Below are 21,558 nucleotides of genomic sequence, written 5' to 3' on the forward strand. Positions count from 1 at the left end.
TTTTCTAAACCGCTAAACTTCCGTGCCCAACTGCTCAAGAAAGCCACGCATGTAATCGGTGCGCTTGTTGGCTTCTAACTTGGCTGATTCTGTATTCATGGTTTCTGCTAGCTTAAACAGCTTCACGTAGAAGTGGTCGACGCTGTAATGCTTGTCATCCAAGTCACGATGTTCAGCGAACGGGTCTTCGTGGTTATACAGCTCGGCGTTAAAGCTCTGACCCACATACAAACAGCGAGCGATACCAATTGCACCGAGAGAATCAAGGCGATCGGCATCTTGGACGATCTGAGCTTCTAAGGTTTCAGGTGTGATGTTGGCACTGTAGCTGTGCGTGACAATGGCATGATGGATCTCATCAAGATAGGACGCGGGGTAGTCGGTAGATTTGAGGAAAGAGATCGCCTTATCTGCTGCCATTTGCGAGCTTTGGGCTCTGTCTGGGTGGTTCTTAGGAAAGGTGAAGCAATCATGAAGATACGCGGCGGGTAACACGACTTCAAGCTTAGCTTGTTCTTGATCGCACAAAGCTTTTGCGGTTTTGACGACACGCTTAATATGGCTGATGTCGTGTGCTGCATCTTGTGTCATTTCTTGCTGTGCAAACTCAAGCAGTTGGCTTTCAAATTTTTCTATCACGCGTCCCTTTCTCCATTATCAATATTGCTTCTCGATTTCCATCGTTTCACATCGACTTTAACAGTTTCAAGCGCGAGTTTTTATCTTTTATAAAAGGAATACCCACAAAAAAACCGACTCTGTGAGTCGGCTTAATAGAAAGGTTATTCTGTGTTGATTAAAGCGTTATCAACGGTAATAAGAGCCTAAGCTGCAGCTTGTTGAAGTTTTGCTAACACATGATGCAAAGAAGGGCTGATAGTGTGTCCAAGCGCTTTCACTTCTTCGCAAGGCTCAACCAAATCAGGGATCTGGAAGCTGATCATGTTGGCTGCCATTGATGCGCGAATACCGTTGTTTGAGTCTTCAAACGCTAGGCAGGCTTCAGGGGCAACACCTAGGCGTTCTGCCGCTAGCAGGTAGATCTCGGGGTGAGGCTTACCATTGGTGACTTCACAGCCTGTGCTTAGTGAGGTGAAGTAAGAATCTAGGCCAGCCAGCTCAAGCTTCTTTTTCGCGATATCAAGCTGAGTGGAGGTCGCCACCGCGATTGGAATGTCATTCGATTTTAGCCATTCAAGCAGCTCAATCACGCCATCTTTTACCGGGATTGCTTGGTTTTTAACAATTGCACTGTAGCGGGTGCGCCATTCATTATTCAGCGCTGGGTAATCTAACCCTTCACCGTAACCATTTCGAAAAATCTGTTCGATGGTTTTTGCGTTACAACCAATGATGCCTAGGTAGACATCTTGCAAAAACGGAACACCTTGCGCGTGACATGCGTCTTCAAAAACCTGCATACAAAGTCGCTCAGTGTCGAGCAGCAGTCCATCCATATCAAAAATAGCAGCTTGAAAATTCATATACGTGGTTCTTTCTGTGTTGTCGTCGTGAGGACGGGTATTTTGACATAGTGTCTAGTGATAGGCGAGTCAGCGTTCAGTAAGAATGTATCCAATCGGCTCGGCAATATGCTTTTGAATGACTTTAAATGTGATTGATTGTGGTTGGAATAATATCGTTGAGTTATGAGCCTGGTATTTTATAGGTCATCCAGATCTAACAGATACAATTATGATTATTCCACATAACAAATCTAGGTCGTGCGTCTGTCTTCTTATTACATTTCATAAACTTACGGGCGTGTTAGCGTGACCATAATCTTATAAAAAACAATTTGCGGAAGCCTGCAATCATAGTGTGACCAAGTAATAAGTAAAAGGCTGAACTAAAGGACAAAATATAATTAGTCCATATTTTTAGCAAGGTTGCTTATGTTGTATTTTGAGTTTCTATTTTTATTAGTCGTGCTTTATATCGGGTCTCGGTATGGCGGTATTGGCTTAGGTGTTGTTTCTGGGATTGGCTTGGTTATCGAGGTGTTTGTCTTCAAGATGCCACCAACGTCTCCACCTGTCACCGTAATGCTGATCATCCTCGCTGTTGTTACCTGTGCTTCGATCCTTGAAGCGGCTGGTGGCTTAAAATACATGCTGCAAGTGGCGGAAAGGGTGCTAAGAAAGAACCCGAAACGCGTTACCCTGATAGCTCCGTTCGTGACTTACTCGATGACTTTCCTATTGGGTACTGGCCACGCGGTTTACTCAATTATGCCAATCATCGGCGATGTTGCGTTGAAGAATGGTATTCGTCCTGAGCGCCCAATGGCGGCTGCGTCTGTTGCGTCTCAGCTAGCTATCACGGCATCACCAATTTCTGCTGCTGTGGTCTATTACCTCGCGCAACTTTCTGATATCCAACACTCTATTACTCTGCTTTCTATTCTGATGGTGACGGTTCCTGCAACCTTGTTCGGCACACTTTTGCTTTCTCTGTATAGCTTGAAACGCGGTAAAGAACTGAACGACGATCCTGAATACCAAGCGCGTCTAAAAGATCCAGAGTGGAAAAAGCGCATTGAAAGCACCACTGCGACCTCTTTGGATGAAGTACTGCCAACTTCGGCTCGTAATGCGGTATTGATTTTCCTATTGTCGATTGTCGTGATTGTTATCGTGGCGATGGTACCTGAGATCAGAACCATCGTAGACGGCGACAAGCCAATCAAGATGTCGGTGATCATCCAAATGATGATGCTCTGCTTCGGCGGTATCATCTTGCTGGCGACCAAAACGGACCCGCGAGATGTGCCAAACGGCGTGGTATTCAAATCCGGTATGGTGGCGGCGATTGCGATCTTCGGTATCGCTTGGATGTCGGATACCTACTTCCAATACGCAATGCCTCAGTTCAAGTCTGGCATCGTGGAAATGGTGACTAACTACCCATGGACGTTCGCACTAGCGCTATTCATCGTATCGGTTGTGGTGAACTCTCAAGCAGCAACTGCACGTATGATGCTACCGGTTGGCCTTGGATTAGGACTAGACCCAGCACTGCTTATCGGCTTGATGCCAGCGGTTTACGGCTACTTCTTCATCCCGAACTACCCATCAGATATCGCTACGGTGAACTTCGATGTGTCTGGCACTACCAAGATTGGTAAGTGGTACTTCAACCACTCATTCATGTCGGTTGGTTTGATCGGTGTAGTAGGCGCATGTTGCTTAGGCTACGCACTGGCACAGATTTTTATCGCTTAATCTGACTTCTTGTCGCGTAATCTCACTTTTCATCGCTTAATTAAACTAGCGATAACGAGATAAAACGAAAAACAGCGCCTATTGAGGCGCTGTTTTTGTTTGTTCTGTCTTGGGAATTAGCTTTGATACGAGCTCTAAAGCAATATTAACGTAGCTCAAAAGCCAGCGACTGAATTGCTTCTTCAATCGTTAGGAAGTGGATCTTCATCAGGCACACTTCAGCTTTTTGAAACTCGTGGTTTCGAATCAGTTTGGTCACGCTTTCAACCGAATACTGGTCTGCTCGTTTAGCTAGAGACAGTTGGTTAGAACTTGATTGAAGTGAATAGCTGTCGCCAACTGAATCAATCAGGTAATCATCTTCACCCAAGATCATCTCTGAGCATTCTGCTTGAAATTCGTGTTCGGATGCGACGTAAATAAGTTCATCATCACCGTCGAGTTTTACTAAAGATGGCCAACTGATCATTACTGCCCTTTCTATGTGCTGCTTACTGCTTTTAATAGTGGTGACGACAAGCAATTATGTAAAAGTTATCGTCATCTGCTTTATACACTAATCGATTCTTGTCATCGATTCGTCTTGACCAAAATCCAGACAGGTTGCCGACTAGTGGCTCCGGCTTTCCAATCCCTTCAAAGGGCGTTCTTTTGGCAGCTTCAATCAACTTATTTAGTTTCTTGAGCGTTTTCTTGTCTTGGGTTTGCCAGTATAGGTAATCTTCCCAAGCATTATCTGTAAATACAATCTTTCGATCATTCGTCATTATTCAATTCTCGAACGGTTGTATTTCCGGCTTCGAGTTGAGCAATGGATTCAGCTAATCTTTCAGCGTTTTTAGGCGAGCTCATTAGGTACAAGGTTTCTTGCATTGAATTAAAATGATCAAGAGACATTACCACGGCATCTTCTGAATCTCGTCTGGTTATTACCGTAACATCAGAATCGTCTACCACTCTATCGAGCACAGACTTAAGGCTATTTCTTGCCTCAGTAAAAGAAACAATATTCATCACTTATTTACCCTGTTGTTTTTGGATATGTTTAATCTTTCAATATACACAGAATAGTTAATCATTCATGAATTAACTATTCTACATGTTCCGTTTGTTGTACATGTTATATCAGAGGTTACACATGATCAACTTATGGTACATGTCATTCATTGTAAATATGCAGAGAGTTACTGACTCAAAATGCTATTTACTCAAAGATCGGCCTAATGGTGCGAAGTAACCTTGCAGGGCTTGGTATATCTGTTCTCGGTGCGCCATATCAGGATACACGGGGTACATATCAGGCTTGGTTGTGCCATCGACTAAGTAAGAATTCTCGATATCTGAGCAAGACTCAATCGTAGCTTCAAAGGCCCGCGCCATCATCTCTGTGGGTAGTGAGAAGTAACGGGCAGACATCGCTTTGTCGGCAATCACACTGCGAGCCACATAATCGTGTTTGTCCAAGTTATTGTCGCTAAGCAGTGTGGCATCAAACAGAGACATCAAACTTTCGTTTAATGGATGAGGTCGCACCGTTCTATCGTGCAACCAACAGTCGCTGGCGAACAGGATCTGCTTGCGAGGGCCAGAGGTATCGCCGATTTCAAACGCTTTCTCAGCGATATAGTGGTCAAATGCATGCCAAAACTCGTGAGCGAGCGCGCCAGCTCCGGCATTCTTCGCGAGGGCTAATTCTCGTTGGTTCGGGGCATAGTGTGCTTGTACGCCTTTTCTGCCGCCACTGCCGAACGCTAAGCCTAATGTGCCGCGAAGGCCAATCGCTTCTGGTGGCAAAGCCAAGATGTAAGCCAAGTCGGCTAGCGAATCGAATATCAGATTTGCGGCCAACTCTTTTTCTTCTTTCGTCACCCAAGCACCCACACGAATGCTGCCCATACCGAAGGTTTGTTTGATGTCCATGAATGACACCTGATCGCCATGTCGGTAGTCTGGGCCTTCGCGCGTTTTGTATTTAAAGTGAGTTAACTTCAAAAGGGTCCTTGGAAACAGACGTAAGAATCAATAGTGTGCTCAGTGAGATGCGCCTGTGTGAGATGCATCTCTTGGAATTAAAGGACGTTAGCACTTTTGATAGCAAATTGCCGAACAAAATTAGTTTAGATTGAGTTCGAAAGCTTCCCATGAAGTTGGGTTACCTTCACGAGTGAGTGGAAAGAGTGGCTGTTGTGGTTTTGCATAGCTTAATCGGTGCAGTCTTTGAGTTACGTGGTAGCTATCAAGCCCTGATACCGTGACCAAATCCAACGCTTCTAAATCAAGGTAGCCATCCGGCATCACGGCGCGTTTGGGTGCGTGAATCGTTATAACTTCACCGATCAACATTTGCGTTTGATTGCTTTCGATTGTTATCTGTTCTTTGAACGCTAACCCTATCTTTAAACTGCTCTCCAAGACGAAGGGAGCGGGGAATGTGTCGTCATAATAGGCCGTTAAGCCGACCGCGTTGAATTCTGAGACTGGTTTAGGGTAGCGAGCCGAGGTTTGATGGGCCTTTTTAACAAAGTCAGCACCAATGCTGTTAACGGTGAAGTACTTAGTTTCTAGGATGTTTTCTAGCGTATGACGTCGGCTTTTATCTGGGCGAACAATAAAACCAAGCAGCGCGGGATCAGACCCTAGGTGAATGACAGAGCTCACTATCGCAAGGTTTTCAAGCCCCTGTTTATCACAAGTACCAATTAGGTTGGCGCTTTTAAATCCAGATAGGGAGTTAACCAAACGAATGCGGTGGCGCGGGTCCATTGTTTGGATATCTTGTTTAGAAAGGGTCATGTCCTTCATATCTTCTCTTCTTCTCATTTATTGTTATCTTCGAGCATGCTCACTAACGGACTTATATGTACGAAGAATCCGCTTTTATCGATCAAAGAGCGCTTATTGGCCGTGGGCAGTTTGTCTCTTTTATCTCTGCTACAGCACAATGAACGAGATCCTTTGCATAGATTTACGTACGTTGACGTCCCTTTACATCACAGGAGCTAAAGTAATGATGTCGTCTTTATGAGTGTTAACAAATGAAAACAGTCCGCAATATCATTTGGGCAATGATTGCCACAATGTCAGCCTTTTGGTTTGCGATGGAACCGCAATTATTCGCTTCAAGCGATGTCTTTGAATGGCGCTCAGCCATGATTCAGTACTCAGGTATTTTGTCTCTGGTGTTAATGTCCATCACAATGATCTTGGCGATGCGTTTGCCTATGGTTGAGAATTGGCTGAAAGGTATGGATAAAGCATATCGAGTCCATAAATGGCTCGGTATCGGTGGTGTTGCACTGGGTGTGACACACTGGTTGTGGTACCAAATACCTAAGTCATTGGTGGTGTCTGGTGTGTTAGATAAGCCTGTTCGACACGATGGTTCAGGGCCGCAAGCTGTTTTGACTGGATGGGAGTTATGGGTCAATGAATTACGCGGTATTGCTCAGAGTATTGGCGAGTGGGGCTTCTACTTGTTGCTCATTTTACTGGTGGCGTCACTATGGGCGGCAGTGAAGTACAAACCGTTTAAATTGTCGCACCGTCTGATGTCGGTTGCGTACCTGTTTATCGCTTTCCACTCAGTAATCCTGCTTAAACGAGCGTATTGGGGAGAACCTATTTATTATCTAACTGTGGCATTTGCTTTGGCTGGGTCTATCGCAGCGATTTACAGTTTGTTGGGCTTGGTTGGGCGTCGTAATCGTCACTCAGCGACGATTATCTCGACTCGCTATTTTCCACAAGCTGAAGTGATGGAGCTGGTGTTAAAACCGGAGGCATCTTGGCAAGGTCACAAAGCTGGGCAGTTTGCGTACTTGCGTTTCGGTAATGAAGACCCGCATCCGTTTACCATTGTTTCTGGCAGTGATGATCCAGAGCTGCGCTTTTTGATCAAAGAGCTAGGTGATTTTACTAATGGCCTATATGAACGAGTGAAAGCGGGCGATGCGGTTACGGTTGAAGGACCCTATGGTCGACTTTATTTTGACCTAAGCAAGCCACAAATTTGGATTGCTGGTGGTGTCGGGATAGCGTCGTTTTTTGCAACACTTGAAGCGCTCAAAACAGAACGAGATCATCCTCGTATTCAACTGTTTTATTGTACTCGCGGTGTTGATAAGCAATTAATCGATGAGTTGTGGCACCTAGCACACGCGGTTGGTGTGAAGTTGACCGTGATAGATACCTTGCACTCACCGCGGCTAAACGCCGGAAGAATTGTCAATCAATGTGGCGACCTCAACGAGTACGAGATGTATTTCTGCGGGCCGGAGTTGTTCTCTACATCACTGAAAAAAGAATTAGACACCTATCAATTTGATATTGAAAAGCACTACCACGAAGAGCTGTTTGTGATGCGTTAAAGCCAACTATTGGAGCTGTGATTGTTAAATTAGTCAATCGGCACAGTGTAAAAAGGCGTAAAGTCACTCAATTTGTTATTGCAGCGGTTTGCTATTGAGCGATACCATATAGGGCTGTTTCTTTGGTAAAGATGTAATTATGTCAGATGAAAAACTCGCACTCGAATGGATGCGCCAACAAGCTCATAAAGTTGACCCATACGTTATCGATCCATCGTTTGATGAATGCGTTGAGTTGCTTGATCCTGCCTTCAAGAAAGGCAAGAGTGTTGCTCAACTCAAGTATCTGTTATCAGAAGCAGATCGCCGAGCGGGCGCGGCAGAACGTAAGCATGCGGCTTTAAAATACGCCAAAGAGAAAAGCCCAAATGCTGGTCAAATCTTGCGACTGCAAAGCAAGCTTCAACAAGTTCAGTTGGCGTTGAAATTGGCGACTGGCGACAACAACATGACCATCTCTCAGTTCTGTTCAGAGTATGACGTGACTAAGCGTGACGGCAATACGGCATGGAACGAAAAGCTGGTGGAGCAGGGTAAGAGAAAGTAGTCTTTTAAACGCTTTATTCTTCTATAAACTGTCACGTTAGTTAATGTCATACACTTTTCAAAAAACGACCTATTGTTATCAATGAACGCCTTTCTAAAGCCTGAAAAATCGCTTCTCAGGCTTTAATTTTTATAGCCAACCTGTTGCATTTTTTAGCGCCTTTCCTAATTCTCGTACTGGATTTTCTCTCTATTTTTCTGAGATATCTAATGTGCGCGATACACTATTTTTCGCCCATTAATCAATTTCACTTGTGACAAAGTTATCAGAATTATGCATTTTCGGTAACGTTCCCGAAATTATCGATCTATCATCCACTCAGATACAAAAGTGAAGTAATCAACACGACTGATTTCTATTTCTTCTTCGATATAGAGCTTATACATCAAAAGTATAAGCCGAAATGTGCTTACGAATTATTTTGGGAACGTTTGCAGATAATCCAAAACAATTAACGTGAGAACATCAGAATGAAACGACACATTTTAGCGGTTGCTGTAACAATGGGGCTAATGACTACATCGGTATTAGCAAGTGAAGACGTTGCAGCATTAGAGCAACGTATTAATGAATTAGAACAAAGGGTTGCACAAACAGAGCAGGTCTCTACCGAGGCCAATGAAAAGGCTTCTTCGTTTGAGTTTCACGGCTATGCTCGCTCTGGGTTATTGATCAACGACGACCTAAACGGCGCGACAGGTACTGGTCCTTACATGACAGCGGCGGGTGCCATTGGAGCTCCAATTGGACGTCTTGGTGTTGAAGATGATCATTACGTTGAAGCGAACTTGATTCATAAGCGATTTGCAGACGATGGCTCTAGTGCTTTGTTTCGCATCATGTTGGCCGACAGTACTGAGACAAATAACGAGTGGACTGCCAGCGAAAGCCAGTTGAATGTGCGACAAGTGTATTCAGAACTGAACCGTCTGAGCATGTTCTCTGAATCTGAAGCGTTTTCTGAAGCAACGTTTTGGGCGGGTAAACGATTCGATCGCGACAACTTTGATATTCACTTTTTCGATTCGGATATTGTCTTCTTATCAGGTACTGGTGCGGGCGTTTATGACGTTCAGATGAGCGACAACTGGAAAGCGAATTTCTCTATTTATGGCCGAGATTTTGGTGAGATTGATAGCTCGTCAACAGATGTAGAAAACTACATTGCAACCATGAATAACCGTATTGGCCAATGGCAAGTGATGTTGAGCGGTATGACCTCAGCAGACAACGATAGCCGCCTAAATGGCGCAGCTGAAAGCGGTGTACACGCAATGTTTGCGTACCATGGAGACAACTTCTTTGGTCTGAGCGAAGGCTTCTCTAAAACGGGTATGTTAGTGGGTAGTGGCCTAGGTGCAGAGCTAAAAGGCATCGGTTCAAATGGTGATCTACTGGATGACGCGAAAGCCGTTCGCCTGTTTAGCTACGGTGTCACTCGCATTGGCGACAACTGGCGCTTAGCACCTGCATTAATGGCAGAGCATAGCCAAGACCGTTTGAAGAAGAATGACGAGTTCACATGGGCTTCTTTAAACGTTCGATTAGCTCAAGAGTTCACAGAGAACTTTGAGATGGTTTACGAAGGTTCATTGCAATACATGGATTTAGACAACTCGACAGAGCAAGCGAGCGGCGGTTTCTACAAAGCGACAGTTGCACCAACACTCAAGCTTTCAACTAGCACTGGTTTCTTTGACCGACCAGAACTGCGTTTCGCTGTGAGCTATGTGGATTGGAGTGAAGACCTAAATGGTTACTCGATCAGCACTGAAGCAGATGCTGCAACGATGGGAGAGGGCGGCGAGGTTCTGTTTGCACTGCAGATGGAAACTTGGTTCTAATTGCTTGATATATCGTTTAGATAGAGAGTGTTACTCATGATGTGATAGTCGCATCACCAAATGCCAACCTTATCGTTTCAACTCGAAGGTTGGCATTTTTTATCTTGGGATAACCTGATCTCTGAAATAAATCGCTAGCAAGACTCTCGGTCAATAGTGGTGAAGGTCAACACCATCTTGCTCATTTCAAAGCCTTTTTTCTCAATACGGTCGAGTAGCAGCTTGGCTCCATTTTCTCCCGCTTTATCAAACGCATAGTTAAACGTAGACAGCGTTGGTGTGCATACTGAAGCGAGCTCATCGTCACCTACACCGATCACCAATATATCCTTTCCTGGAACGAGCCCCGCTTCCTGAATGGCTCTGATCGCACCGATTGCGATACGGTCAGTGGCGCAGAATAGGCCGTCGAGCTTGGTGTGCTCCTTGAGATACTGCTTCGCCAGTTGGTAACCTGATTCTATGGTGAAGTCGCCACGGGCGTGAAATTGCAGTGTGAGGTCGTTAAATTGAAGCGATTGAGCGAAGCCTTCCGATCTCATCTTATCAACCGCAATATCATCACCTTGCACACCGATGAATCCCATATGCTTACAAGCTTTCGCTATGAGGCGATTACCCGCTTCAAACCCTACGCGAGTGTCGTCGTGCACAATGCTTGGGATGTTAAACATTGACCCGTCTTGACCAACCAATACCACGGGTACGGCAGAGCTTTGAATCGCTTTGACTAATTGGTTGTCGAGGTGGGTCGCGTACAGGATGATGCCTTCAACACGCTTCTGGTTAAATATCTGAATATATTCAAGTTCTTTATGGTGTGTTTGGTGTGTGCTCGCTAATAATACATGCTTGCCCGCTTGCTCTAAGACGGCGGTTAAACCATCGACACCCTGAGAGGTGGCATGGGAAGAAACCCTAGGAACAATCACGCCAACCAGGTTGGTTTTTTGGGACTTTAAGTCTTTAGCGACTTGGTTTGGGAGATAGCCACACTCTTCAACCGCTTTACGCACCTTCACCTTGGTCGCGTCTTTTACGCCATACTCATCATTGATTACTCTTGAAACCGTCGACTTGGAAACTCCAGCGAGACGAGCGACATCATGAAGACTAGCCATTATTCATTATCCAATTGTAATTTTAGTTTTGGGATTGTTTGCAAACAGAGCATCAAATTTACCTGTTATTAGGGGATTTTAACCCTGTCTTCTTATCCTAGGGAGATAATTTGAAGATCATTCTCACACTATTGAGCAGTTATCTTTGATCATTTGTTATTTCTAGGCAAAAATTTGTTTTGCAAACGTTCCCGAAAATTCAAAAGCTCAAATGATAATCCAATGGGGTATGTAATGAATTATCCAAAAATAGCAAAAGAGCTGCTTTCTCTATTAGGTGGTAAAAGTAATATCACCGCACTCGCACACTGCGCGACTCGTCTGCGTCTTGCGGTTGCAGACCAAGATAAAATTGATGAACAGGCGATTGATAACCTAGAAGGGGTTAAGGGCCAGTTTAAAGTGGCAGGTCAATATCAGATCATCTTTGGCTCAGGCATCGTAAACCAAGTTTATGCTGAGTTGGCTAAGCTGACTGAAATGACGGAAATGTCGACCAACGATGTGGCGTCTGCAGGTGCTGACAACCAAAATATCCTGCAACGCGCGGTGAAAGGCCTGTCTGATATTTTTGTACCAATCATTCCGGCGATTGTTGCTGGTGGTTTGTTGATGGGTATCTACAACCTATTGACGGCTCAAGGCTTATTCATTGATGGCAAATCTTTAATCGACGCTAATCCGGGTTTGACCGACTTAGCAAACATGATCAATACATTTGCTAATGCTCCTTTTGTGTACTTACCTATTTTATTAGCATTTTCAGCGAGTAAGAAGTTTGGTGGTAACCCATACCTTGGCGCGGCTTTAGGTATGTTGATGGTTCACCCAGACTTGCTTAACGGCTGGGGCTTCGGTGGCGCATCAGTGTCGGGCAGCATTCCGGTTTGGAACATTTTAGGTTTCGAAATCGAGAAAGTAGGCTATCAAGGTTCAGTACTACCCGTTCTTGTTTCTGCGTTTATTCTAGCGAAAGTTGAGCTTGGGCTGCGTAAAGTTATTCCTTCGGTTCTGGATAACTTGCTAACGCCGCTATTGGCGATTTTCATAACTGGTTTGTTAACATTCACGATTGTTGGTCCATTTACTCGTGATATCGGCTTCCTGCTTGGTGACGGCCTAAATTGGTTATACAACAGTGCTGGCTTCATTGGCGGTGCGGTGTTTGGTTTGATTTATGCGCCGTTTGTTATTACTGGTATGCACCATAGCTTTATTGCTATTGAAACTCAGCTGCTTGCGGATATCGCAACGACTGGCGGTACGTTCATCTTCCCTATCGCGGCGATGTCTAACGTGTCACAAGGTGCAGCGGCACTGGCGGTTGGTTTCATGAGTAAAGATAAGAAAATGAAAGGTATCGCGATTCCTTCTGGTGTGACTGGCTTGCTTGGTATTACTGAACCTGCAATGTTCGGTGTGAACTTGAAGCTTCGCTATCCATTCATTGCTGCGGTTTGTGCCGCTGCGATTTCAAGCGCGTTTATCACGATGTTCAATGTGAAAGCACAAGCACTGGGTGCGGCGGGTATTCCTGGCATCATCTCAATATCACCAGAAAAGATTGGCTACTACGTGGTAGGTATGATTATCGCGTTCGTGACTGCCTTTGCTCTGACCGTTGTTTTAGGTCTGCGCGAGCGCAGCAAGCAAAACATTAAAGCAACAGCTTAACGTTTCTCCCTAGAAGTGAAGCCCCCCTTTTCACTTCATTTCCTAAGCTTTGGGGTGCTAGCTAGGTGATTTGGCTTAGCTAGCCTTTTTATATTTTTACATGACAGCGTGAAGTGTCACCTTGCTTTTGGTTGCTACTGCTTTCGATTGCCATCGCTTTCGGTTGTCATGATTTTCAGTTTTAAGGTAAGAAAGATGAATCAAGTTTGGGTAACTGGAGACGCCGTCGTCGACCTCATTCCGGAGACTGACGCGACATTATTGAAATGTCCGGGCGGTGCGCCTGCTAATGTCGCGGTAGCGATTTCTCGCCTTTTAGGCAAAAGCGCATTTTTTGGCCGAGTGGGTAACGATCCGTTTGGCACTTTTATGGAAGTGACTCTGCAAAAGGAAGGTGTGAATACCGAGCGTTTGGTGAAGGACCCTGAACAACGCACGTCAACCGTGGTGGTCGATCTTGATGACCAAGGCGAGCGTAGCTTTACGTTTATGGTTAAGCCAAGTGCCGACCAGTTTATGTCTGTTGAAGACATTCCCGAATTTAAGAAAAACGAGTGGCTACACGTCTGCTCGATCTCTTTGGCTAATGAACCAAGCCGAAGCAGTACCTTCGAAGCGATCCGACGTATGAAAGCCGCGGGCGGTTACATCAGCTTCGATCCAAACCTTCGTGATGAAGTGTGGCAAAACCCATCTGAAATTAAGTCTGTGGTCATGAAAGCGGTTGAATTGGCTGATGTGGTTAAATTCTCAGAAGAAGAACTGGATTTCTTAACCGATTCAACTTCGATGGAACAAGGTTTGGCTAACATTGCAGATCTTAACAACACGCTTGTTCTGGTTACGCAGGGCGCGAAAGGCGTTTGGCGAGTATTTGAAAACCAAGGTGTGTTGATTTCAGGTCGCTCAGTGACGCCAGTGGATACCACGGGTGCAGGCGATGCTTTTGTTGGCGGTTTGCTTGCAAAGCTTTCTCAAGATGATGAGTGGAACAATCAACAAGTCGTCGATTCTGCAATTCAGTGGGCGAATGGGTGTGGTGCACTGGCGACCACGCAAAAAGGCGCAATGACCGCACTTCCAACGCAAGAAGCTCTTACTCAGTTTATTCAAAAAGACTCTTCAAATACGAATGCCGTAGAGGAGAGTGTATGAGTTTGAACTCGAACTGGACAGTAGAGCAAAGATATCGCCGTATAGAAGATATTTCTCTAGAGAGTATTGATGCGATGGTAGAGCTTCGCAAACAAGACTCTGGCTATCCAAGCTACCATATTGCGCCTAAGTTTGGTCTGCTTAATGATCCGAATGGTCTGTGTTTCTTTAATGGTGAACACCACCTATTTTACCAATGGACGCCAGTTGGCCCCGTCCATGGTATGAAGTACTGGTACCACCTTTCTACCAAAGACTTCGTTCATTTCGAAGACCACGGCATTGGCTTGCACCCAGACCAAGATTACGACTCTCACGGTGTTTACTCTGGTGGTGCATTGGTTGAAAACGACAATGCATTGTTGTTTTTTACAGGTAACAAGCGCGATGGAAATTGGTTGCGAGTGCCAACTCAATGTTTTGCCAAGATGTCTGCTGACGGCAAAATAGAAAAGCACGGCGTGGTTATCGAAAACGATCACTACACCGAACATTTCCGAGACCCAAAAGTGTGGAAACAGGGCGGCGATTATCTGATGGTTGTGGGTGCTCAAACGCCTCAAAATACTGGCTCTATGGCGCTATATTGCAGCCGAGACCTGATGAATTGGCAGCACAAAGGTCCAATTCAAACTCGTTACAACAACCTTGGCTATATGTGGGAATGCCCAGATTTCTTTGAAATAGAGAATCAGTCGGTGATGCTGTTTTCTCCACAAGGTGTATCTAGCGAAAATCCATACGATTTCAAAAATATCTACTCGGTGGCTTATATCGTCGGTGACCGCTTAAATCTCGATTCGGTAGAACTGGAAAACCACCAAGATATTGCGCAGCCAGATTATGGCTTCGATTTCTATGCACCACAGACTTATTTAGATGATACAGGCCGCCGTATTCTGATTGCTTGGATTGGTCTGCCTGAGATTGATACACCATCTAATGAGTATCAGTGGGCGGGCATGTTGTCGTTACCACGCGAACTTCAAATCCAAGATGGCTATCTTGTTCAGTCTGCTTTACCTGAATTGAAAGCGCTACAGGGTGAAGCTGTGGTGGTTGAAAATGCTCTTGAATTGGATACAACCAGCTTCATGGTTGAGCTCGAAACGGATACTGACGAGTTTGAGTTTACACTTACTAACGTTGCGGGTGATAACATCGTATTCAGTGCTACAGAAAAGGAGTTCATGCTTGATCGCAGTAAGATGTCTCAGCTCTACGCGGAAGAGTTTGGCTCAGTGAGAAAAGCACCGAGGTTGAGCACCAAGCAAATCATCGAGGTTTATGTTGATAAGTCAGTGATCGAAATCTTTATCAATGGCGGTAAGCACACAATGACCAGCCGTTTCTTCATTGATGACTTGAGTTCATTGTCGATGACTGGTGACGTGAACACCGTTTATCACTCGATGAACCCAATTAAAGGGTTGGACAACTAACCTCCGCTTATCTCCATCAAGAAAGCCGCTGATCAACAGCGGCTTTTGTTTGGTCTGCGACATCACTATTGTGCTAACTCTTTGACCTTGTCCATTCCCCGTAGCCCTGAATCTCAAGTCCATTTAGAACAAACAACCAACGCTAAGGTCGAATGTTATTGAAACTGACCTTCTGGGTTCCGTCGTCTAGGTTCTCTAACTCAACCACATCCCCTTGATAGTAATACGGTTCCATTGGCATATTGCTGTTGGTCGGTCTTGCGTAGTGCAATACAGCTAGTTTAGCGTCAACTTGCTGAGCATATAAATAGCCAATCAGCGCATGTTCAAATTGGTGATAGCCATTGCCCCAATGGAAAGCTTTAGTTCGCTTAGGATCAAGCCCAACGCCACCATATTTGTGGTCGACCCATACATCATGAAATGTTGGTAGGGTGTATTGCAGGACGTCTTTCATTGAACCATCGACCAGCGAAACCGTCATGGCCGCTTGATCAAGCTCAGCCCACTCCCATGATGACGCCCACTGACTGTGCGGTCTGCTTTGCCAGCCCGTGATATCTTGCCCTTGCCACATTTTCTGAAGTCGCTCACCAAAGTAGTTAAATACATTGGCAAAGTCTTTCTGATATTGCGCCTGATCCAGAGTGTGTTTCATGCCATCGAATCCAAACTGAGACCATTCAGAGTTATTCAATGTTTGGCCTGTAAGGTAAGTCATCCAATACGCTTTGATGGTGTGCCCAAAATCGTTGTGATTGGCATTCGGCATCTTGGCGGCTTTGCTGTGAATGGCCCCGTAGAAGCGTTGTTCATCTTCAGAGTGGTAGTGCTCGACCATGGTTTGTGTCAGCCAACTTAGATCATCAAGCCATCTTGTCTTGGTGGGCTCTTTTAGCAGGGGAGCGACTAACAGCATGTAACCGTTAATCTGATCAAGTTGCGCGACCAGTTCACGCTGTGTGGCTTTGCCATCTTCACCATCCGCAAGTACCCAAGCAAGACCGCTGTTGTCGCTAAGTCGATATTTATCAAAGATAAAAGCTTGTTGTGCGATGAGTGCTTCTTCTACCTTTTTGTCTTGAGTCAGGTAGTAGTACATGGCAAGGCCAACTAATGCATACGCTTGATCTTGAGAAGTACGCTGCTGCCAATTTTGGCCTACTTTTCCCTCTTTTGTGTAGCCGATAAAGCCGCCGTTTTGCTTATCTTCTAGCTGATCAATGATGTAGTAGGCTCCTTGCTTGGCAAGCGCTAAAGCCTGCTTATCGCCACTAAGGTGGTAGAGCACGCCATAGGCATAAGTTTGACGTGACTTCATCCGCGTAAACTCTTTGCCAAAGTGTGGCGTGATCCAGCCTTTGTTTAGTTCATGGCACACATCAGAAACATCGAGCAAGGTACCGTCATCACAGCGGAAAGTAGGGAAGTTTCCTACCGGTTCTCCTTGAGCGCTAGGCATTAACCAATAAGGTGCAAGCCCTTCAGTCGCATGGTTGAGCCACTCTTCTCCAGAAGGAAGATGGGCGTTGGCAGATACGGCGAAGCTAGTAATACTGAGTAATGCGATCGTTGCTCGTAACATGATGTTTATCTTAACTATTTGAATTTATTTGAATATAAACAATCACATCTGCACATTGTGATTAGGCGATCACAATCGACCAAATTAATAAGGTTTAGATAAAAGCTCACAGACTAGTGAGCTTTGGAAGGGTGTCTTGTATTTTATACTGGCTTGCCCGCCTCATCTTCTTCAACCACATCGGTTTCTAAGCTTGCCTCTGCCAGCCATTTTTGTATTGATGGACTGTTAAGCACACGTTGTTGATACTGCGATGCCTTTTCGGAAAGTTGTATTCCATAGGTTTCTACGCGCAATGCGACGGGTGCAAACATCGCATCGGCAATCGACCATTCACCAAATAACCATCCCTCTGGGTATTGTTCCATTTGTGCAGACCATATTGCATCAATACGAGCGATGTCTTTCAGTGCGTCTTCACTCAGTGTGAGCTTTCGTTGTGCGCGGCAGTTCATCGGCATTTCATTTCTGACGGCAAAGAACCCAGAGTGCATCTCGGCGGAAATTGCTCGGGCATGGGCGCGTTCTTTCACTGAGCTAGGCCACGCTGCACCGTCCAAATAGGCATCGTTAACGTATTCGAGAATCGCCAATGAATCCCACACCGCAACATTACCATCAACTAGGGTTGGAACCTTGGCCGTTGGCGTCACTTTCGCCAGAGTGTCGTAAAAATCAGAGGTGAACAGCTTGAGCTTGATGACTTCTGCATTCAGGTTGTAGTTGTCGAATATTAGCCATGCGCGCAGTGACCAAGTTGAGTAGTTCTGGTTTCCAATATAAAGCTGCATCGTTGCTTCCTTGCGTTTGGTGGGCATGCATTTGAGATTAGGGGATTGTATTGCGGCGCACTAACGGATAATTTTGATGCAATACATTAACAAAAACGATGGGTGGTGATTTCAATATGGATATTGATGCTTTGCGAGGCTTTCTCGCGTTTGTAGAAACCAGTAGTTTCACTCGTGCAGCGAAACAGATAAATCGCACCCAATCGGCATTCAGTGCTCAGATGCGTAAGTTGGAAGAAGAACTCAACGTCACTCTTTTTCAGAAAGAAGGACGTAATTTAATACTGACTGAAGCTGGCTTAGCGCTGCGATCTCATGCCGAACAGTTGGTCGCCCTTCACAATACCGCACTTAAGCAAGTAAAGCGTTACGAAGACAAACAACCTCTGCGACTCGGCTGCCCTGAAGACTACAATGACACCATTCTGCCGAAAGTGATTCGCCTGTTGCAGAAAGCAGAACCCACCTGTTCAATCCAAATATTCAGCCTGCCCAGCATTACGCTGAGAGAGTGGTTGGATGACGGCAGGCTTGATGCGGCGATTGTCACCCGAGCGCCCGATAGTGAAGAGGGTTACTGGCTCACTCATGATATCGGAGTATGGATAAGCAGCCCTGATTATGTGTTCGATGAGTCTAAACCAGTGCCATTAGCCTTGTTTCAGACCGATTGTAAGTACCACGCCGCGGCAGTGAATGGCTTAACCAAGCAGGGCACGCCTTATCAGTTATTGGCGTGTAGCAATACCGCTTCAGCGCAGCGTGCAATCGTGAAAGCAGGATTAGCGATTGGTGCGATGGGTAAGCTAAGCGTGACTTCAGATTTGAAAATTCTTGATGATATGCCGCCGTTGCCTTCGGTCGATATTGTGCTGATCCTAGCGAGTAAGCATCACCCGGTATTGGATAAAGAAGTGCTCAATCAACTTGTGGAGCTGGGTTCTGAGTAGCTTAGGTTCATCTTCCTATTGGAGGATTCCCAAGCTTTTTAGTTTTCGATAAATCGTATTACGGCTGATACCGAGTATTCTCGAAGTCTTACTTATGTTGCCTTGGTTGGCTTGATAGGTTTGCAGCAAGGTTTCTTCAACGGTACTTCTTAAATCGTTATTAGCTGTACCTTTGGTGGTATTAGGAGGCGTGAGTTGATGCTGATTATCGTGTGCTAATGACGTGAGATGTTGAGCAAGGTGGCTGGGCACATGCTCGAGTGTGAGTTGGGGTTCATCACTTGCTAATAGAGCAGCAACCTTAAGTAAGTTGTCTAATTCGCGGATATTACCCGGCCAAGAATAGGCGCACAGTAAGCTCATCAAGTGCGGGCAGATTGTCTGTTCGTCTTCGGCGTATTTACGATGAATGTGCTCGATTAAAGCGTGCTTGTCTTGTCGGTGTTGTAGGCTTGGCAAGGTGAAGGCTAAGCCATTGAGTCTGTAATACAGGTCTTGCCTAAACTCACCTGTTGCGACTAACTGCTCGAGGTTTTTGTGAGTTGCAGCGATGATCTGACAATCGACTTGATAGCTTTGATTAGAACCAACTGGCACCACGGATTTGTCTTGCAGAACATGCAGTAGTCGGCACTGAGCTTCTAAAGGCATGTCGGCGATCTCATCTAGAAATAGAATCCCTTTATCTGCTTGACGGATCTTACCTTGGAAGCCCTTGTGGCTTGCTCCCGTAAAGGCGCCCGGCGCGTAACCAAACAGTTCAGATTCGATAAGGTCTTTAGGCAGCGCGCCACAATTTACCGCTACCAAGGGCGAAGACTTACGCTGGCTTTGCTTGTGCAGCGCTTTAACAAACTCGCCTTTGCCAACTCCTGTTTCTCCTAAGATCAACAAACTGATCCCTTTATCGATTACCTTGTTGGCTTGCTGCCAAGCGTGTTCGATTTGTTGCTCGCCATGGTGCAAATCACACGATGCTGAAATGGAGCGCGTGCATTTGGTGGTTACAAGAAGTCGGGCATCGGCCGTGAGACACATAAGATGATGCTCGATCACTACCAAAACACTAAGAACCTATTAATTAGCTACGATACTAATCCGTTAGGCTTTTTCTAAAATAGATAGGTTCTAGAACAGTCTAATTAGGAAGTCACTAGCAACGAGATGGCTTAAACAATATAAGTAAAATGAAAAGCAAAACGCCAAGTTCTTATGAGCTTGGCGTTTTTATATTTGAATCGCTCTAGTTTTGCGAAAAGAAGATCTCGGGCTTGTGGACTGGGCCATAGTTGCCTTCTAACTGAGTGAGTTCTAATCCTTGTTTGCCTATCAAAGAGCCGACTAACTGGCGGTTGAACGGGTAGCTGTCGGGGTTGTTAATGTACTCTTCAACATCAATCCATTTAGCTTCTGCAATTTCATCTGTGTCTTGAATCGCAATCTCTTGAGTTTGAGCGATAAGGTGACAAACAAAGTAGAGGTTAGACTTTCCGAATTGATACGGGTGTCTCGTCGCCATGCCAACCACTGAAACGAACGTGGCTTCGATGCCAGTCTCTTCTAAGGTTTCTCGAACCACGGATTCTTCAATGCCTTCACCCAACTCAATATGACCGCCCGGTAATTTGTAGCCCGTCATGCCGTGTTCTTTAATCATCAGCACTTGGTTGTGTTCGTTAGTGATTAACGCGCCAGCACCCAAGGTGTGGGTCGGAATGAAAGGCACAAACTCTACAATCTCGGATTTGTGGATCAGCGTAATCTCGTCTTCTAAGCAGTTGTGAAACACAAAGCCAAGCTCAGTCGCCACCGGAATAAGGTGCGAGAGTGAAATAGGTAAGCTAATCCAAATGATGCCTTTGTTATTCTGCTTTGAAAATTCGGTGATCTCGCTGAGTTCGGCATTGAATGAGTGAACATCGTGAGGGGCTGTTGCTGGGTCAATGATGATGCCGTTAAATTTGTCGAGCGTAAATTCCACGGGTGATCCTTTATTATTTTGATTTATTGGGCGTCGAGCATGGTCTGAGCTTATCGTATCTAAAGAGCTTATAACACCTTGAGAGCAAGGGCTGCAGTGAATCAAAAGTAGGCAATGCAGTTTATGTCGAACGGGTCGGGATAAGTGGAGGGTGTTGCTAGAAACAAAAACTGTGCTTGGAAGCCAAAGCGCAGTTTTAAAATGAGGTTTATTGCAGTTCGATTTTAACGAATATAGTTCGCGTTAATACTCACGTACCAGTGTTGAAGCTTGCCATCAGATTTCTTGATCCACAAATCGTTGGTGTAGCTATCAATCTTGCCGTTAACCGTAAGGTTGAATGTGTTCTCGTCGAATTCGCCAAGCTTCACGAACTGGTCCGTGGTAATCAGGAATGGGTCCATGTCGTCTACACCAACCACATCTGAAATCACATAGTAGTGGTAAGTCAGCGGCTTGCTCGCATCATTCGGGTTGCTGCGATACGCAACAAGCTTGAATGGTTCCGTTAATGGAACGTCGAGCGTTTGCTTGTCCATGGTCGCTGGAATTGGAATAAACAGCCAAGCGGTAAACAGACCGCTCAATAAAACCATCAGGAAGAAAAGAGTCTTAATTGCTTTCATAGCAACCTTCAAAATATGGGGGATGTTAATGGGGCTATGGTAACTAGGGAGAGTAAAGATGCAAGCTCTGTTATTACCCTATCTTATCTCAGCTTAATCTAGCGCAAAGAAAGCGGTTCGGTTAACTCGAAATGTAAACACGAGTGCTTAACTCTTGATTATGGCTTAAGAGAATTCGTTATTTGAACCAATCTTGGTTTTTAACCAGTCTCTCGAAACAAGGCGAAGAACTGTCGCGAAATGACCTATAT

Annotated in this window: 20 protein-coding genes and 1 pseudogene; 8 read left to right on the forward strand and 13 right to left on the reverse strand. The window is 45.3% G+C overall.

All coding sequences use genetic code 11. From position 1 onward, the window contains the following. Positions 1–12: 12 nt before the first annotated feature. On the reverse strand, positions 13–639 hold the full coding sequence (locus AB6D58_RS09935; protein ID WP_372157178.1) for an HD domain-containing protein: 627 nt from the start codon (positions 637–639) through the stop codon (positions 13–15). 185 nt (positions 640–824) lie between these two features. After that, entirely contained in the window at positions 825–1,484 is a 660-nt protein-coding gene (locus AB6D58_RS09940) for an HAD family phosphatase (RefSeq protein WP_108338598.1), read from the reverse strand. Between the two features lie 411 nt (positions 1,485–1,895). Between AB6D58_RS09940 and AB6D58_RS09945 the strand changes: the two genes are divergently transcribed. Beyond that, positions 1,896–3,224 (forward strand): anaerobic C4-dicarboxylate transporter, encoded by a 1,329-nt coding sequence (locus AB6D58_RS09945; RefSeq protein ID WP_004732879.1) that lies wholly within the window; start codon positions 1,896–1,898, stop codon positions 3,222–3,224. A gap of 145 nt (positions 3,225–3,369) precedes the next feature. Here AB6D58_RS09945 and AB6D58_RS09950 read toward each other — a convergent pair whose 3' ends face one another. From AB6D58_RS09950 to AB6D58_RS09970, 5 genes are all read right to left on the reverse strand, one after another. After that, entirely contained in the window at positions 3,370–3,693 is a 324-nt protein-coding gene (locus AB6D58_RS09950; protein WP_076644830.1) for a DUF4144 domain-containing protein, read from the reverse strand. A gap of 31 nt (positions 3,694–3,724) precedes the next feature. Continuing rightward, positions 3,725–3,991: a Txe/YoeB family addiction module toxin gene (locus tag AB6D58_RS09955; protein WP_017069754.1), complete on the reverse strand. Its 267-nt coding sequence runs from the start codon at positions 3,989–3,991 to the stop codon at positions 3,725–3,727. Next, positions 3,981–4,238, reverse strand: a complete 258-nt coding sequence (locus tag AB6D58_RS09960; protein WP_017061616.1) for a type II toxin-antitoxin system Phd/YefM family antitoxin — start codon at positions 4,236–4,238, stop codon at positions 3,981–3,983. Before AB6D58_RS09960 ends, AB6D58_RS09955 begins: the two co-directional genes overlap by 11 nt. Positions 4,239–4,424: 186 nt before the next feature. Next, the gene (locus AB6D58_RS09965) at positions 4,425–5,216 is read right to left on the reverse strand and encodes a CLCA_X family protein (protein WP_372052103.1); all 792 of its coding nucleotides are present in this window, start codon (positions 5,214–5,216) and stop codon (positions 4,425–4,427) included. Positions 5,217–5,336: 120 nt separating this feature from the next. Beyond that, positions 5,337–6,026 (reverse strand): flavin reductase family protein, encoded by a 690-nt coding sequence (locus tag AB6D58_RS09970; protein WP_017061618.1) that lies wholly within the window; start codon positions 6,024–6,026, stop codon positions 5,337–5,339. A gap of 233 nt (positions 6,027–6,259) precedes the next feature. Here AB6D58_RS09970 and AB6D58_RS09975 point away from each other — a divergent pair, with 233 nt between their 5' ends. The 3 genes from AB6D58_RS09975 to AB6D58_RS09985 all read left to right on the forward strand — a co-directional run bounded on the left by AB6D58_RS09975 (position 6,260) and on the right by AB6D58_RS09985 (position 9,982). Further along, positions 6,260–7,591, forward strand: coding sequence for a ferric reductase-like transmembrane domain-containing protein (locus AB6D58_RS09975; protein WP_017064979.1), 1,332 nt, complete (start codon positions 6,260–6,262; stop codon positions 7,589–7,591). Positions 7,592–7,730: 139 nt separating this feature from the next. Next, positions 7,731–8,138: a hypothetical protein gene (locus tag AB6D58_RS09980; RefSeq protein WP_017061620.1), complete on the forward strand. Its 408-nt coding sequence runs from the start codon at positions 7,731–7,733 to the stop codon at positions 8,136–8,138. A gap of 470 nt (positions 8,139–8,608) precedes the next feature. Continuing rightward, on the forward strand, positions 8,609–9,982 hold the full coding sequence (locus tag AB6D58_RS09985; protein WP_102320859.1) for a carbohydrate porin: 1,374 nt from the start codon (positions 8,609–8,611) through the stop codon (positions 9,980–9,982). 134 nt (positions 9,983–10,116) lie between these two features. Here AB6D58_RS09985 and AB6D58_RS09990 read toward each other — a convergent pair whose 3' ends face one another. Next, positions 10,117–11,103: a LacI family DNA-binding transcriptional regulator gene (locus AB6D58_RS09990; protein ID WP_102332242.1), complete on the reverse strand. Its 987-nt coding sequence runs from the start codon at positions 11,101–11,103 to the stop codon at positions 10,117–10,119. Between the two features lie 234 nt (positions 11,104–11,337). Here AB6D58_RS09990 and AB6D58_RS09995 point away from each other — a divergent pair, with 234 nt between their 5' ends. The 3 genes from AB6D58_RS09995 to AB6D58_RS10005 all read left to right on the forward strand — a co-directional run bounded on the left by AB6D58_RS09995 (position 11,338) and on the right by AB6D58_RS10005 (position 15,374). Continuing rightward, the gene (locus AB6D58_RS09995; protein ID WP_017064972.1) at positions 11,338–12,777 is read left to right on the forward strand and encodes a sucrose-specific PTS transporter subunit IIBC; all 1,440 of its coding nucleotides are present in this window, start codon (positions 11,338–11,340) and stop codon (positions 12,775–12,777) included. 195 nt (positions 12,778–12,972) lie between these two features. Further along, on the forward strand, positions 12,973–13,932 hold the full coding sequence (locus AB6D58_RS10000; RefSeq protein WP_017061624.1) for an aminoimidazole riboside kinase: 960 nt from the start codon (positions 12,973–12,975) through the stop codon (positions 13,930–13,932). Then, positions 13,929–15,374: a sucrose-6-phosphate hydrolase gene (locus AB6D58_RS10005; RefSeq protein WP_372057757.1), complete on the forward strand. Its 1,446-nt coding sequence runs from the start codon at positions 13,929–13,931 to the stop codon at positions 15,372–15,374. Before AB6D58_RS10000 ends, AB6D58_RS10005 begins: the two co-directional genes overlap by 4 nt. A gap of 142 nt (positions 15,375–15,516) precedes the next feature. Here AB6D58_RS10005 and AB6D58_RS10010 read toward each other — a convergent pair whose 3' ends face one another. Together AB6D58_RS10010 and AB6D58_RS10015 are read right to left on the reverse strand one after the other, a co-directional pair. Beyond that, the gene (locus AB6D58_RS10010; protein ID WP_372157181.1) at positions 15,517–16,959 is read right to left on the reverse strand and encodes an N-acylglucosamine 2-epimerase; all 1,443 of its coding nucleotides are present in this window, start codon (positions 16,957–16,959) and stop codon (positions 15,517–15,519) included. Between the two features lie 143 nt (positions 16,960–17,102). After that, positions 17,103–17,750 (reverse strand): glutathione S-transferase family protein, encoded by a 648-nt coding sequence (locus tag AB6D58_RS10015; protein ID WP_017069761.1) that lies wholly within the window; start codon positions 17,748–17,750, stop codon positions 17,103–17,105. A gap of 98 nt (positions 17,751–17,848) precedes the next feature. Between AB6D58_RS10015 and AB6D58_RS10020 the strand changes: the two genes are divergently transcribed. Then, positions 17,849–18,700 carry a LysR family transcriptional regulator gene (locus tag AB6D58_RS10020; protein WP_102398054.1) on the forward strand — a complete coding sequence of 284 codons (852 nt, stop codon included), beginning with the start codon at positions 17,849–17,851 and terminating at the stop codon, positions 18,698–18,700. A 15-nt stretch (positions 18,701–18,715) separates the two neighbouring features. Here the strand turns inward: AB6D58_RS10020 and AB6D58_RS10025 are convergent. From AB6D58_RS10025 to AB6D58_RS10035, 3 genes and pseudogenes are all read right to left on the reverse strand, one after another. After that, a pseudogene (locus AB6D58_RS10025) lies at positions 18,716–19,705 on the reverse strand (sigma-54-dependent Fis family transcriptional regulator); the annotation flags it as partial. A gap of 238 nt (positions 19,706–19,943) precedes the next feature. Next, positions 19,944–20,681, reverse strand: a complete 738-nt coding sequence (locus tag AB6D58_RS10030; protein WP_372157183.1) for an NUDIX domain-containing protein — start codon at positions 20,679–20,681, stop codon at positions 19,944–19,946. Between the two features lie 224 nt (positions 20,682–20,905). Next, positions 20,906–21,307 carry a hypothetical protein gene (locus AB6D58_RS10035; RefSeq protein ID WP_017061631.1) on the reverse strand — a complete coding sequence of 134 codons (402 nt, stop codon included), beginning with the start codon at positions 21,305–21,307 and terminating at the stop codon, positions 20,906–20,908. Between the last annotated feature and the right edge of the window lie 251 nt (positions 21,308–21,558).

Source organism: Vibrio sp. 10N.239.312.D08 (assembly GCF_041466145.1).
Taxonomy (GTDB): domain Bacteria; phylum Pseudomonadota; class Gammaproteobacteria; order Enterobacterales; family Vibrionaceae; genus Vibrio; species Vibrio crassostreae_C.

What these genes read in the sequence shown, in the direction of transcription:
- AB6D58_RS10000 (WP_017061624.1), top strand. Translation starts at nt 12,973, where the DNA reads ATGAATCAAGTTTGGGTAACTGGAGACGCCGTCGTCGACCTCATTCCG.
- AB6D58_RS10010 (WP_372157181.1), bottom strand. Translation starts at nt 16,959, where the DNA reads ATGTTACGAGCAACGATCGCATTACTCAGTATTACTAGCTTCGCCGTA.
- AB6D58_RS09995 (WP_017064972.1), top strand. Translation starts at nt 11,338, where the DNA reads ATGAATTATCCAAAAATAGCAAAAGAGCTGCTTTCTCTATTAGGTGGT.
- AB6D58_RS09955 (WP_017069754.1), bottom strand. Translation starts at nt 3,991, where the DNA reads ATGACGAATGATCGAAAGATTGTATTTACAGATAATGCTTGGGAAGAT.
- AB6D58_RS09990 (WP_102332242.1), bottom strand. Translation starts at nt 11,103, where the DNA reads ATGGCTAGTCTTCATGATGTCGCTCGTCTCGCTGGAGTTTCCAAGTCG.
- AB6D58_RS09980 (WP_017061620.1), top strand. Translation starts at nt 7,731, where the DNA reads ATGTCAGATGAAAAACTCGCACTCGAATGGATGCGCCAACAAGCTCAT.
- AB6D58_RS10035 (WP_017061631.1), bottom strand. Translation starts at nt 21,307, where the DNA reads ATGAAAGCAATTAAGACTCTTTTCTTCCTGATGGTTTTATTGAGCGGT.
- AB6D58_RS09975 (WP_017064979.1), top strand. Translation starts at nt 6,260, where the DNA reads ATGAAAACAGTCCGCAATATCATTTGGGCAATGATTGCCACAATGTCA.
- AB6D58_RS09950 (WP_076644830.1), bottom strand. Translation starts at nt 3,693, where the DNA reads ATGATCAGTTGGCCATCTTTAGTAAAACTCGACGGTGATGATGAACTT.
- AB6D58_RS10005 (WP_372057757.1), top strand. Translation starts at nt 13,929, where the DNA reads ATGAGTTTGAACTCGAACTGGACAGTAGAGCAAAGATATCGCCGTATA.
- AB6D58_RS09960 (WP_017061616.1), bottom strand. Translation starts at nt 4,238, where the DNA reads ATGAATATTGTTTCTTTTACTGAGGCAAGAAATAGCCTTAAGTCTGTG.
- AB6D58_RS10020 (WP_102398054.1), top strand. Translation starts at nt 17,849, where the DNA reads ATGGGTGGTGATTTCAATATGGATATTGATGCTTTGCGAGGCTTTCTC.
- AB6D58_RS10015 (WP_017069761.1), bottom strand. Translation starts at nt 17,750, where the DNA reads ATGCAGCTTTATATTGGAAACCAGAACTACTCAACTTGGTCACTGCGC.
- AB6D58_RS09940 (WP_108338598.1), bottom strand. Translation starts at nt 1,484, where the DNA reads ATGAATTTTCAAGCTGCTATTTTTGATATGGATGGACTGCTGCTCGAC.
- AB6D58_RS09985 (WP_102320859.1), top strand. Translation starts at nt 8,609, where the DNA reads ATGAAACGACACATTTTAGCGGTTGCTGTAACAATGGGGCTAATGACT.
- AB6D58_RS09970 (WP_017061618.1), bottom strand. Translation starts at nt 6,026, where the DNA reads ATGAAGGACATGACCCTTTCTAAACAAGATATCCAAACAATGGACCCG.
- AB6D58_RS09945 (WP_004732879.1), top strand. Translation starts at nt 1,896, where the DNA reads ATGTTGTATTTTGAGTTTCTATTTTTATTAGTCGTGCTTTATATCGGG.